This is a genomic window from Agromyces sp. P2_B3 (genome assembly GCF_056404815.1).
This window is the reverse complement of record NZ_JBFUDH010000009.1, coordinates 74,153-85,013: the sequence shown is the minus strand read 5'-3', so window position 1 is coordinate 85,013 and position 10,861 is coordinate 74,153. Positions and strand designations below refer to the sequence as shown.

Here is a 10,861-nt window from a genome sequence, read left to right as displayed (position 1 = left end):
ACGGTCGCGGGTAGGCTGCTGTGTCCGGATGCCCCGACGAACCATCACCACTCGCGCAGCCGCTCGAAGGAGTCCCGATGCAGACCACCACCCCCGCCGAGGTGCACGCCGTCGACGGCGCCCACATCCTCGACGTGCGCGAACCCGACGAGGTGGCCCAGGCCCGCATCGACGGCGCCCAGCACATCCCGCTCGGCTCACTCGTCGAGCGCCTGGCCGAAGTGCCGCGAGACCGTACGGTCTACGTGCTGTGCCACGTCGGTGGGCGGAGCGCCCAGGCCACGCAGTACCTCGAGTCCGAGGGCTTCGACGCGGTCAACGTCACGGGCGGGATCGTCGGCTGGTATCGGGCGGGCTTTCCGGTCACCGTCGGCGACGGCGACTGAGCCCCGAGCTCAGCGCGCGGTCTGCAGCTCCAGCCCGTGCGCGGCGGCGACGCCCTCGTTGACGAGCCGCCCGGCGGTGGCGTTCAGGCCGAGGGCCAGCGCGGGGTCCGCGGCGAGCGCGGCCTCCCAGCCGAGGTCGGCGATCCTCAGCGCGTACGGCAGCGTGGCGTTGGTGAGCGCCGGCGTCGAGGTCGCGGGCACCGCGCCGGGCATGTTGGCGACGCAGTAGAAGATGGCGTCGTGCACCCGGTAGGTCGGCTCGGCATGCGTCGTCGGGTGCGAGCCCTCGAAGCATCCGCCCTGGTCGATCGCGATGTCGACGAGCACGGCGCCCGGCTTCATGCCCGCGACCATGTCGTCGGTGACGACCTTCGGCGCCGCCGCGCCCGGCACGAGCACCGCGCCGACCACGAGGTCGGCGTCCTTCAGCTGCCGGGCGATCTCGTAGGGCGATGAGGCCAGGGTCTTGATGCGGTGGTCGTAGCGGGCATCGAGTTCGCGGAGCTTCGGCAGCGAGATGTCGAAGACGGTGACGTCGGCCCCGAGGCCGAGCGCCGTCGCCGCGGCCTGCTCGCCGGCCACACCGCCGCCGATGACGACGACCTTCGCCGGCGCGGTTCCCGGAACGCCGCCGAGGAGCACCCCGCGGCCGCCCTGCGACGCGTGCAGCGATGCCGCGCCGACCTGCGGGGCGAGGCGGCCGGCGACCTCGCTCATCGGGGTGAGCAGGGGCAGCGAGCGGTCGGGCAGCTGCACCGTCTCATAGGCGATCGCGGTGACGCCCGAGTCGAGGATGGCCCGGGTGAGCGGCAGGTCCGCGGCGAGGTGCAGGTAGGTGAACAGGGTGAGGTCCTCGCGGAGGAAGCCGTACTCCGCGGCGATGGGCTCCTTCACCTTCATGACCAGCTCGGCCGACCACGCCTCGGCAGCCGTCTCGACGATGAGCGCCCCTGCGGCCAGGTACTCGGCGTCGTGGTAGCCCGCGCCGATGCCCGCGCCCGACTGGATGGCCACCTCGTGGCCTCGCTGCGCCAGAGCGTGCACGCCCGCGGGCGTCATCGCGACGCGGAATTCGTTGTTCTTGATCTCTGCAGGCACGCCGATGCGCATGGGGACTCCGAATGCTGTGTGGATGAGTACCTCAATGGTCGCCGCTCGTTCGCCGTCTGGGAAGAGTGGCCGCACAGAATTCGGTATGATGGCCAGATTCATCCCATTCATTCGAGCGAGAGGCGGCTCATGGCCGATGCACCGCAGATCAGCGAGCCGGGCGCCGGCGTCGTCGGAGCGGCATCCGGGCCACTGGCCCTCGACCAGGTCGATCGGCAGATCATCGCCCTGCTGCACGAGAACGCGCGCATCCCGAACGTCGACCTCGCCCGCGCGGTCGGCGTCTCGCCCTCGACGTGCCTCGCCCGCGTGCGGTCGCTCCGCGAGCGCGGGGTCATCGTGCGCTATACCGCCGAGATCAACCCGCTCGCGCTCGGGTTCACGCTGCAGGCGCTCGTGAGCGTGCGCATCCGGCCGGGTGCCAGGCACCTGATGGAGCAGATCTCCGACGAGCTGCGCCAGGAGCCCGAGGTCGCGCAGCTCTTCTTCCTCGGCGGCACCGAGGACTTCCTCATCCACGTGCGCGTGCGCGACAGCGAGCACGTGCGGCAGTTCGTGCTGAAGAACCTCTCGGCCAACCCGGCCGTCGCGCTCACCGAGACGAACCTGGTGTTCGAGCACCACACGGCACTGTCGGCCGGACTGCGCGCGGTGCTCTGAGCGCTACCGCGAGATGGGCAGGATCTCCGAGAGGTCGAGCCCGTCGGGCGACTCGAGCTGCTCGTAGGTGCAGCTCTCGGGGGTGCGATCGGGGCGCCACCTGCGGAACTGCGCCGTGTGACGGAACCGGTCGCCCTCCATGTGGTCGTACGCCACCTCGACGACCAGCTCGGGGCGGAGCGGCACGAACGAGAGGTTCTTGCCCGCGTTCCACCGGCTCACCGCCCCCGGCAGCCGTGCCGACTGGTGCGCCTCCTGGTCGGCCCACTCGCCCCACGGATGCACCGAGAGATCGTCGGCGACGAGCGGCTCGAGCTCCGCGACGAGGCTCGCCCGGCGCGCCATCGGGAAGGACGCCGCAACTCCCACGTGGTGCAACCGGCCGTCTCCGTCGTACAGCCCGAGGAGCAGCGACCCGACGATCCCCCCGGTCTTGTGCCAGCGGAACCCCGCGACGACGCAGTCGGCGGTGCGCTCGTGCTTGATCTTGAACATCGTCCGCTTGTCGGGCTGGTACGTGCCGTCGAGCGGCTTGGCCACCACCCCGTCGAGGCCGGCGCCCTCGAACCGCGTGAACCAGTCGCGTGCCTCGGCGAGGTCTGCGGTTGCCGGGGTGATGAAGACGGGGTCGGATGCCGCGGCGAGCGCCTCCTCCAACCCGCGGCGCCGGTCGGCGAACGGCTCCTCCATCAGGTTCTCGTCGCCGACGGCGAGGAGGTCGAACCCGACGAACGAGGCCGGCGTGGTCTCGGCGAGCATGGCGACCCGGCTCGCGGCCGGGTGGATGCGCTGCTGCAGTGCGTCGAAGTCGAGCCGCCCGTCGGAGGTGAGGATGATCTCGCCGTCGATCACGCACCGGGCGGGCAGGTTCTCGCGAAGGGCCGCCACCAGCTCGGGGAAGTACCGCGTCATCGGGCGCTCATTGCGGCTCCCCAGCTCGATCTCGTCGCCGTCCTTGAAGACGATGGTGCGGAAGCCGTCCCACTTCGGCTCCACGTGGCCGACGTCGGGGATCTCCTTCACCGACTTGGCGAGCATGGGCGAGAGGGGCGGCATCACCGGGAGGTCCATCCGTCCATCTTGGTCCGCTCGGCGACGGACCGCAGCCCCGAAGGCGAAGGAGGCGCGCCGGGTAGCACCGCCCCTCGGGCGGGTCAATCCCCTGTGCCCGCCTCGCGCGCGCGCGTACCGTCGAAGTCGGCGGACCTCGCAGTCGCGGTCGGCCGTGAGCGAGGAGTGAGCGATGACCGATCCCGCCCCCACCGATCCCAATGCGGCGGAGGAGCTCGACGAGGCGGTCGAGGCCGTCGAACAGCACCAGCAGGCCGAGCACGACGCCGACCCCGACGAGCACGTCGTTGTCCGCGACCCCGACACGGGTCACCTGAGCGAGGAGCCGGCGCAATGACCTCCACCCTCGAGCCGGCGCACGACGACCGCCCGAGAACCGGCCACGGACTCCCGCCCATCGGCCTCTGGTGGCCGATGCTCGAACGTCCCCTGCAGCGCGAGGTGCTCGAGAACCTCGACGCGCCCCTGCGCGGCGTCATCGTGCGCCGCATCTTCGACCTCTGCGAACTCGACCACGAGCCCGTGCCCCGCGGCGGCGTGCGCCTCGGCGTGAACGAGCGCGCCTACATCGCCGGCTGGATGCACGCGGTCGACTGGGACTGACCGCTGGGACTGACGGCGCGTCGGATGCCTCGGCCGGGCCGACGCCGGGCACACTCCTGACGTGGGCAGTGAACGGGCGGTCGTCGATCGGCCGCGCTACGAGCGCGACACCGTGGAGTTCGCGCGCGCCTTCACCTTCTTCGACGCGGTGTACGCGTTCGCGCTGACCCTGCTCGTCGTCAATATCGATCCCCCGAGTGCGGTCGACTGGACCAGCCTCCCCGCCCTGCTCGCCAGCGGCCTGGAATGGCAGCTGTTCGGCTTCGCGGTGAGCTTCGCGGTGATCGCGGTGTTCTGGCGGGTGAACCACCGCATCGTCTCGGGGTTCCGCGCCGTCACGCCGGGCACCATCGTCGCGAACCTCGTCGCCATCGCCTTCGTGGTGCTCATCCCGTTCTCCACGCAGGGCATCAGCGACGAGGGCTCGGCGGATGCTCCCCTCGCGGTGGCCGTCTACGCCGTGAACATCAGCTGCGCCGTGTTCGCGCAGTCGGCGGTCTTCGCCGTCGCCCGCCGGGACGGCGCGCTCATCGCGCCGCTGCCCCGGCGAGCCGACCGGGTGAACTTCATCGACACGATGACCACGCCGGCGATCTTCCTCGCCTCCATCCCCATCGCGTACGCGTTCGGCGCCGACGCCGGGCGCTGGACCTGGGCGCTGCTCGTCGTGGTCAACCCGCTCGTCGGCCTGTGGTCGTCGAGGCGGGTGGCCCGCATCGTGGCCGAGGATGCCGCAGCACGCGGCATCCGTCGTCGCGACGATCTCCAGCCGCCCACCGGGTCGCGCGCGTAGCCACCGCCGCCGGCGCGTGCCGGAAGGGAGGGCCCGAAGTCAAGACCCTCCCGCGATCCGGTCCGGCCCGGAATGATCGATCCGATCCGGCCGGCGCATCCGCGCAGTTCCTCGCCGGCGTGCCCGGAACGGAGTGGAATGGGCTCTCTGCTGTACGACGCCGACCACGCGGCGGAGTTCGATGATCGGACCCTCGCGCACCTGCAGGTGATCATCGTGAACAAGCTGCGGCGGCGGGAGAGCTTCCCGTTCACCTGGAGCGACGAACGCCGCTCGATGACCATCTGGCTGAGCCCGCACACCCCGGTGGCGTTCGTCTACCACGGCAACCGGCGCCCGCGGCTCAACCGCGCCTGGCTCGAGGACCTGGCCCTCATCGCGAACTCGGCTGGCGGGCTGATCGTGGTGCCGGAGCCGCCCGAGACGGAGCCGGTGGCGGCCGCCGAGGCGCCGGTCGTCGGTTGATCGGTCGGATGCGCTCCCTGCGAATTCGACCGGAGGACTAACGTTCGGGCCGCTCCCGGCGTACGCTCGCGTTATATCGCGTTTGATCGCGCTATATCGCGTTCCTGCCGGCACGGGTCGATCGCCCGACGTCCGGGACGCGCCGTGGCGACGACGGGACGAAGGCGGGGACATGGAAGAGCTGGAGCGGCCGTCATGAGCGGCCTCGAATGGGTGCTGGCGGCGCTCGGGATCGTGATCGCGATCGGGGTCGCCTCGATCGTGACGGTCGTCCTCGTGCTGCGAGCGCTGTACCGACGCGTCCGTCGCAGCCGCGCCGTGGGCGGAACCGTCCTGCGGACGCGTGCCGCGCTCAGCCACGGACCGCAGCGTAGCGTCCTCGCGCTTCGCGTGCGCCTCGCCGAGACGCTCACTAGCGGGCAGTCCGCGATCGATCTGCTCGCGAGCGGCCACGGGCCGCGTGGCGACCTGCCGCGGCTGTTCCGGCGCATCCAGGAGGAGAGCGCCGCGCTCGACCTCCAGCTGCGGCTCATGGAGAGCGAGACGGACTCCGCCGTCCTCGGCGAGTCCCTGCCTGCGGCGCGGCACCGCGTCGAACAGGTGACGGGCCTCGTGGGCCGCATGCGCACGACCGTCGCCGCCGTGCTCGCGGGCTCCACCGACGACGTGCTCACCACGCTCGACGGCGATGTCGATCGCGAGATCGCCGCACTGCATGCGGGCGTGCAGGAACTGCGCCGGCTCGACGGCCACGAGGCCCCAGAACCGCTCCGGCAGCCGACCATCGTCCGCTCCAACCGCTCGACACAAGGGATCTGACCATGAGCAGCAACAGCGCGCGGATGCGCACCATCTTCCGCAGCAAGACCACGAAGGCCCTCGACAGGATCGAGGACCCCCGCGACACCCTCGACGACAGCTACGACCAGCAGGTGAAGCTCCTGCAGCAGGTGCGACAGGCGGTCGCAGAGGTCGCGACCGCGAAGAAGCGGCTCGAGCTGCAGGGGCAGGAGCTGGGCACGAGGTACGCCCGCCTCGGAACCCAGGCTCGCGACGCCGTCGTCCACGGTCGCGAGGACCTCGCCCGGGCCGCCCTCGAGCGCCGCGCGCTGCTCGAGAACCAGGTGGGCAAGCTGCAGCAGCAGTTCATGGCCCTCGACACGCAGACCGCGCAGCTCCAGGAGCGCGAGCGCCGGCTCACCGAGCAGGTCGCCGCGTTCCGCATCGAGAAGGAGACCATCAAGGCCACCTACACCGCGTCCGAGGCGCAGGTCCGGGCGAACGAGGCGGTCGCGGGCGTCGGCAACGCCATGAGCGACGTCGGCACGAGCCTCGACCGCGCTCGCGACCGCGTGGCCCAGATGCAGGCGCGTGCCGCCGCGACCGACGAGCTGCTCGCGAGCGGTGCGCTGCAGGACCTCACCGCCACACCCGACGCGGACATCGAGCAGCAGCTGGCGGCCGTGACCGCGAAGGCGGACGTGGATCGCCAGCTCGAGGCGCTGCGCAACGCCGGAGCGGCGCCGGCAGGTTCGGCCTCGAGCGGACGCTCCCCCGGCGACGCCCCCGACGGGTGGCTGAGCATCGGACGAGGCTGAGCACCGGGGGTGACCCCGCACCCGGTGAGAGAGTGCCCCTGGAGGGACTCGAACCCCCAACCCTTTCCTTAGGACGGAACTGCTCTTCCATTGAGCTACAGAGGCTGACCGCACGAGTCTACCGGCTCGCGATAGCGTGTCCTGCGGCGCCCGTGGCGCTCGAGAGCGCGGCCCGGCCGTGAGACGAGGAGTCGAGATGACCGGTGCGGAGACCACGAGGTTCTGGGTGGGCGCCTCGACGCTCGGTGCGCTCGGATCGGCGGCACGCGGCATCCGACCGCTCGACATGGCCGCCGACGGCACCGCGACGCTCGGCGACGTCGTCGAGGTCGGACCGAATCCGATGTACCTCGCGGTCTCGGCGGCGACGGGCGTGCTCGGCATCGTGCACGAGCTCGCCGACGGGCTCGTCTCGACGTGGACGGTCGAGGGCGACGAACTTCGAGCCTTCGGCGAACCCGGCCGCACCGGCGCCGCCGACCCCTGCCACCTCGCCTTCGACGAGTCGGGCGACTGGATCTTCGCGGCGAACTACTCAGGCGGCCGCCTCACGGCCCATCCGTCGGCTCCGGATGCCGCGGCCGACGCCGTGCACGCCGTTCCGTTCTCGGGCAGCGGGCCGAACTCCGAGCGCCAGGCCTCGCCCCATGCCCACCAGGCGGTCGTGGACTCCACACGCGACCGGCTGCTCGTCGCCGACCTGGGGTCGGACCGCATCCGCGTGATCGCGCTGGATGCGCTGCCCGAGGGGCTCCGGCATGACGAGTCGCACGACGTCGAGGTGCATCCGGGTGCCGGGCCCCGTCACCTCGTGATCGCCGGCGACCTCGCCGTCGTCGCGAACGAGCTCGACCGCACGGCGAGCGTCCTCGACCTGCAGGCCGGTCGCGAGCTGGCCTGGTTCGACGTCGACGACCGGGTCGCGCCGCGCGGGCTCGGGCTCTCCGCGATCCGCATGACGCGCGCCGGCACGGTGCTCATCGGCGACCGCGACGCGGATGCCCTCGTCGCCATGCGGTTCGACCCCGACGCGCGCACGCTCGAACGCCTCGCCTCGGTGCCGACGGGCGGGCGGCATCCGCGTGACCTGCACGTGTCGCACGACGAGCGGTTCGCCCTCGTCGCCGACCAGGCATCGGACTCGATCGCGGTCATCGCACTCGACGAGGGCGTTCCGACCGAGGTCGTGGCCACCCTGCAGACGCCGGCGCCGGCCTGCCTGGCCCGCCTGCCCTGAACCGAACAGGGCTGGGCTGGCCCGCGGTCAGTTGTAGCCGAGGATCACGATCGCCGAGGTGGACGGCGCGAGCTCGTCGACCCACGCGATCTCGTCGAGTCGCGCCTCATCCAAGTCCTGCGTCATCGCCATCACCTGCCTCACCGTGGAATGAGGCCCAACGTTACCGAGGCCGCTCGACGAGATCACTGGCCAGGACGTCCAACAAATCGAGCGGATATCGCCATGGCGTCGACAACGGCGCGGCGCGGCGGGTCAGCCGGGCGGGTAGAGGTACAGCGCCGAGCCGGCCGGGATGGTGCGACGGTGGTAGGAGTGGTCGGAGTTCTGGTTGTACTCCTCGATGTTGACCGAGCCATCGGCGTTGATCGACTGCACGTAGGCGACGTGGTTGTAGGGGAACCAGGCGACGGCCCCGATCACCGGCTCGCTCGAGGTCGGCCACCCCTTGGCGGCCCATGCGTCGGCCCACGCGTACGCACTGCCCGATGCCAGGTTGCTCCAGTCCCACTTCCACGGGGCGCTGGTCACTCCCGCGTCGCGGTTGAGGCGCCACGCGACGAAGTCGACGCACTCGCGGTAGTAGTAGCGCAGCGGAGACAGGCCGCCGCCGTAGTCGTCGGGCACCTGGTCCCACCACGGGTAGTCGTCGCCCTCGGCCTTGACCGTGTAGATCGCGTAGCTGCCGGAGCCGCGTGACGCGAGCTCGGCCGCCCACGCGGACTGCTGCGCCTCCTCGGCGTCGATGCGGGCCTGTTCGATCTCGGCCTTGGTGGTCACCGCGTAGGTGTCGGACGACAGCGGGGCACCGCTCGCGAGTGCCGACACGTCGACGTCCTGCGCCTCGGCCCGCGAGAGGCTGAAGGCTCCGGATGCCGCGAAGCCGCCGACGCCCGGCATGATCGCGTAGGCCGGCAGGGCGACGGTGCCGACGATGGCGGGGACGACCAGCATCGTGGCGAACACGCGCACGGGCCGGTTGCGGCGCACCGCGCGCGGCGAGCCCATCACCGGGCGGGCCGCATCCCCCGCGGGAACCTGACCGGCCGTCGGTGCGGGAACGGCGGACACCGCGGCCGCCTGGGCCGAGCGTGCGCGGCGAGGGGCCTTCGGCGCGGTGCGACGGATGCGACCGCGATCGGCCGCTCGCCGCTCAGAGCGCGTGCGCTCGTGGGCGTCGTTCTCGTCGTCACCGTGCAAGTGTGGAACCTCCGGATCCCGCTCGAGGCCGCAGTGCGGCCCGGAGTGGGTTGGCTTCTCGTGAGATCTCGGAGGTCGGGGGTCTCCGGACTCGTACCACCATAGGGCACGTCCGCATGGATGTCACGGCGGATCAGGCTGCGGTGGCGAGGTACTCGTCCCACTGCGGGAGCGGGCGCTCGAATCCGCGCACGACCCAGCTGCGCCCTTGGGGCATGCCCGGCGTGAACCGGAGCTCCCAGCCCATCTCGGCCGGCGTGTGGTCGCCCTTGGTGTTGTTGCAGCGGAGGCAGCACGCCACCAGGTTCTCCCAGGTGTCACGACCGCCGCGGGATCGCGGGAACACGTGGTCGATCGTCGCGGCCGACCGGCCGCAGTAGGCGCACCGGTGCTCGTCCCGGCGCAGCACGCCCCGGCGGCTGACCGGGACCGCGTGCACCCGCGGGGTGCGCACGTACCGGGTGAGCAGGATCACGCTCGGACGTTCCCAGGAGCCGCTCGCGGCGCAGACGGGATTGCCCTCGTCGTGGAGGATGACGGTGGCCTTCTCGTTCATGACGAGGAGCAGCGCTCGCTTGAACGAGACGACGGCGAGCGGCTCATATCCGGCGTTGAGCACGAGGGTGCGCATGAAGTGCCTTTCGATCGGTGCTGGATGGCTTCCAGCCGCGTGAACGGACTGACGCGCCGAGCGCACGAAGGCGTGCCGGAGGGAGGGCCGTCGCCGAGGAACGCGATGCGCCCGGAGAACGAAGAACGGGCACCGTCATGAAGACAGTGCCCGTTGCGGCGTTCGCCCGGATCGTGCTCGGCTGACTGCTGCGCCGTTGGCGGAACTGCGCGCGCGCATCCGTGGAATGGATGCTGCGCGTCGCGACCATCGGCTTCCCCTGCCCGGTTCTCGGATCGTCAGGCTTCAAGGGTAAAGCACGAATGGCGCGCCAGGGCTTCCTGGCGCGCCATTCGTGTGCGGTGTCACGAGATGTTCACGAATCAGATGCCGATGCGCACGATGTAGTAGTCGCTCGTCCAGATCGGCTGCACTCGCACGGAGGCGCCCTCATACGGTGCGTGCAGGATCATGCCGTTGCCGGCGTAGAAGCCGTCGTGGCCGTCCATGATCACGAGATCGCCCGGCTGCGCGTCCGCCTCGGAGATGCGGGTGCCCATGGCTCCCTGCCCGGCCGAGGAGTGCGGCATGCTCACGCCGAACTGCGCGTAGACGTACATCACGAAGCCCGAGCAGTCGAAGCCGGCCGGCGTTGCGCCGCCGTAGACGTAGGGCGTGCCGATGTACTGCGTGGCGACGCCGTAGACGCTGCCGAGGTCGAAGTTCGGGTACGGCGGGTTCGCGAGGAAGTCGCCGACCGACGGGCCCGAGTAGGACGCCGCGTAGGAGGTCATCTGCGACTCCGCGGCCTGGCGCGCGGCCTCGGCGGCGGCGGCCGCAGCTGCGGCATCGGCCGCCGCCTTGATCTCCTCGGCCGTCGTGGCCGCATACGCGTCGGTCGTGACCGGCGCCGCGATCACGTCGTCGGTGACCTCGACGGACTGCGCCTGCGCCTTCGTCAACGCCGTCTCGGCCGAGGTGCCGAACTGCGGGCCCTCGCTGCCGGGGGTGAACGCGTAGGCGGGGATCGCGAGGGTGCCGACGATGCCGGCGGCGACGGTCATCACGAGGACGTTCGCGAGTCCACCGCGCCGCAGTCGGCGGGTCGAGGGCAACGGTGCCGCGGCG

The 10,861-nt window shown here is 71.3% G+C and carries 14 protein-coding genes and 1 tRNA gene; 9 read left to right on the top strand and 6 right to left on the bottom strand.

The annotated features are described in order from the left end of the window. Positions 1–77 precede the first annotated feature (77 nt). The gene (locus tag AC1DZA_RS14140; RefSeq protein WP_476773214.1) at positions 78–386 is read left to right on the top strand and encodes a rhodanese-like domain-containing protein; all 309 of its coding nucleotides are present in this window, start codon (positions 78–80) and stop codon (positions 384–386) included. A 9-nt stretch (positions 387–395) separates the two neighbouring features. Here the strand turns inward: AC1DZA_RS14140 and ald are convergent, their stop codons facing one another. Continuing rightward, positions 396–1,496 carry an alanine dehydrogenase gene (gene ald / locus AC1DZA_RS14135; RefSeq protein WP_309977684.1) on the bottom strand — a complete coding sequence of 367 codons (1,101 nt, stop codon included), beginning with the start codon at positions 1,494–1,496 and terminating at the stop codon, positions 396–398. Positions 1,497–1,625: 129 nt separating this feature from the next. On the opposite strand from ald, the gene AC1DZA_RS14130 reads away from it, so the two are divergent. Then, the gene (locus AC1DZA_RS14130) at positions 1,626–2,156 is read left to right on the top strand and encodes an Lrp/AsnC family transcriptional regulator (protein ID WP_476773213.1); all 531 of its coding nucleotides are present in this window, start codon (positions 1,626–1,628) and stop codon (positions 2,154–2,156) included. Between the two features lie 3 nt (positions 2,157–2,159). Here the strand turns inward: AC1DZA_RS14130 and AC1DZA_RS14125 are convergent, their stop codons facing one another. Then, positions 2,160–3,227 (bottom strand): ATP-dependent DNA ligase, encoded by a 1,068-nt coding sequence (locus AC1DZA_RS14125; protein WP_476773212.1) that lies wholly within the window; start codon positions 3,225–3,227, stop codon positions 2,160–2,162. Between the two features lie 172 nt (positions 3,228–3,399). On the opposite strand from AC1DZA_RS14125, the gene AC1DZA_RS14120 reads away from it, so the two are divergent. The 6 genes from AC1DZA_RS14120 to AC1DZA_RS14095 all read left to right on the top strand — a co-directional run bounded on the left by AC1DZA_RS14120 (position 3,400) and on the right by AC1DZA_RS14095 (position 6,686). Continuing rightward, positions 3,400–3,564, top strand: coding sequence for a hypothetical protein (locus AC1DZA_RS14120; protein ID WP_159605097.1), 165 nt, complete (start codon positions 3,400–3,402; stop codon positions 3,562–3,564). Beyond that, a complete protein-coding gene (locus AC1DZA_RS14115) occupies positions 3,561–3,830 on the top strand; it encodes a hypothetical protein (RefSeq protein WP_476773211.1) in 270 nt (89 codons plus the stop codon). The genes AC1DZA_RS14120 and AC1DZA_RS14115 overlap by 4 nt, the downstream gene beginning before the upstream one ends. A gap of 61 nt (positions 3,831–3,891) precedes the next feature. Beyond that, positions 3,892–4,623 carry a TMEM175 family protein gene (locus AC1DZA_RS14110; protein ID WP_476773210.1) on the top strand — a complete coding sequence of 244 codons (732 nt, stop codon included), beginning with the start codon at positions 3,892–3,894 and terminating at the stop codon, positions 4,621–4,623. 138 nt (positions 4,624–4,761) lie between these two features. Further along, positions 4,762–5,088, top strand: coding sequence for a DUF7882 family protein (locus tag AC1DZA_RS14105; RefSeq protein ID WP_476773209.1), 327 nt, complete (start codon positions 4,762–4,764; stop codon positions 5,086–5,088). 195 nt (positions 5,089–5,283) lie between these two features. Further along, positions 5,284–5,907 (top strand): hypothetical protein, encoded by a 624-nt coding sequence (locus AC1DZA_RS14100; RefSeq protein ID WP_476773208.1) that lies wholly within the window; start codon positions 5,284–5,286, stop codon positions 5,905–5,907. Between the two features lie 2 nt (positions 5,908–5,909). Further along, on the top strand, positions 5,910–6,686 hold the full coding sequence (locus AC1DZA_RS14095) for a PspA/IM30 family protein (protein ID WP_476773207.1): 777 nt from the start codon (positions 5,910–5,912) through the stop codon (positions 6,684–6,686). Between the two features lie 33 nt (positions 6,687–6,719). Here the strand turns inward: AC1DZA_RS14095 and AC1DZA_RS14090 are convergent. Continuing rightward, a tRNA-Arg gene (locus AC1DZA_RS14090) sits at positions 6,720–6,791 on the bottom strand. A 91-nt stretch (positions 6,792–6,882) separates the two neighbouring features. Between AC1DZA_RS14090 and AC1DZA_RS14085 the strand changes: the two genes are divergently transcribed. Next, positions 6,883–7,923, top strand: coding sequence for a lactonase family protein (locus tag AC1DZA_RS14085; RefSeq protein WP_476773206.1), 1,041 nt, complete (start codon positions 6,883–6,885; stop codon positions 7,921–7,923). Positions 7,924–8,178: 255 nt separating this feature from the next. On the opposite strand, the gene AC1DZA_RS14080 is transcribed toward AC1DZA_RS14085, so the two are convergent. The 3 genes from AC1DZA_RS14080 to AC1DZA_RS14070 all read right to left on the bottom strand — a co-directional run bounded on the left by AC1DZA_RS14080 (position 8,179) and on the right by AC1DZA_RS14070 (position 10,797). Further along, on the bottom strand, positions 8,179–9,123 hold the full coding sequence (locus tag AC1DZA_RS14080) for a CHAP domain-containing protein (RefSeq protein ID WP_476773205.1): 945 nt from the start codon (positions 9,121–9,123) through the stop codon (positions 8,179–8,181). Between the two features lie 133 nt (positions 9,124–9,256). Continuing rightward, on the bottom strand, positions 9,257–9,754 hold the full coding sequence (locus AC1DZA_RS14075) for an HNH endonuclease (RefSeq protein ID WP_309977661.1): 498 nt from the start codon (positions 9,752–9,754) through the stop codon (positions 9,257–9,259). A 362-nt stretch (positions 9,755–10,116) separates the two neighbouring features. Next, a complete protein-coding gene (locus tag AC1DZA_RS14070) occupies positions 10,117–10,797 on the bottom strand; it encodes a C40 family peptidase (protein WP_476773204.1) in 681 nt (226 codons plus the stop codon). Between the last annotated feature and the right edge of the window lie 64 nt (positions 10,798–10,861).

Excerpts from the sequence above, each read along its gene's own strand:
- AC1DZA_RS14140 (WP_476773214.1), top strand. The coding sequence starts at position 78 with ATGCAGACCACCACCCCCGCCGAGGTGCACGCCGTCGACGGCGCCCAC.
- ald (WP_309977684.1), bottom strand. The coding sequence starts at position 1,496 with ATGCGCATCGGCGTGCCTGCAGAGATCAAGAACAACGAATTCCGCGTC.
- AC1DZA_RS14130 (WP_476773213.1), top strand. The coding sequence starts at position 1,626 with ATGGCCGATGCACCGCAGATCAGCGAGCCGGGCGCCGGCGTCGTCGGA.
- AC1DZA_RS14125 (WP_476773212.1), bottom strand. The coding sequence starts at position 3,227 with ATGGACCTCCCGGTGATGCCGCCCCTCTCGCCCATGCTCGCCAAGTCG.
- AC1DZA_RS14120 (WP_159605097.1), top strand. The coding sequence starts at position 3,400 with ATGACCGATCCCGCCCCCACCGATCCCAATGCGGCGGAGGAGCTCGAC.
- AC1DZA_RS14115 (WP_476773211.1), top strand. The coding sequence starts at position 3,561 with ATGACCTCCACCCTCGAGCCGGCGCACGACGACCGCCCGAGAACCGGC.
- AC1DZA_RS14105 (WP_476773209.1), top strand. The coding sequence starts at position 4,762 with ATGGGCTCTCTGCTGTACGACGCCGACCACGCGGCGGAGTTCGATGAT.
- AC1DZA_RS14100 (WP_476773208.1), top strand. The coding sequence starts at position 5,284 with ATGAGCGGCCTCGAATGGGTGCTGGCGGCGCTCGGGATCGTGATCGCG.
- AC1DZA_RS14095 (WP_476773207.1), top strand. The coding sequence starts at position 5,910 with ATGAGCAGCAACAGCGCGCGGATGCGCACCATCTTCCGCAGCAAGACC.
- AC1DZA_RS14085 (WP_476773206.1), top strand. The coding sequence starts at position 6,883 with ATGACCGGTGCGGAGACCACGAGGTTCTGGGTGGGCGCCTCGACGCTC.
- AC1DZA_RS14075 (WP_309977661.1), bottom strand. The coding sequence starts at position 9,754 with ATGCGCACCCTCGTGCTCAACGCCGGATATGAGCCGCTCGCCGTCGTC.
- AC1DZA_RS14070 (WP_476773204.1), bottom strand. The coding sequence starts at position 10,797 with ATGACCGTCGCCGCCGGCATCGTCGGCACCCTCGCGATCCCCGCCTAC.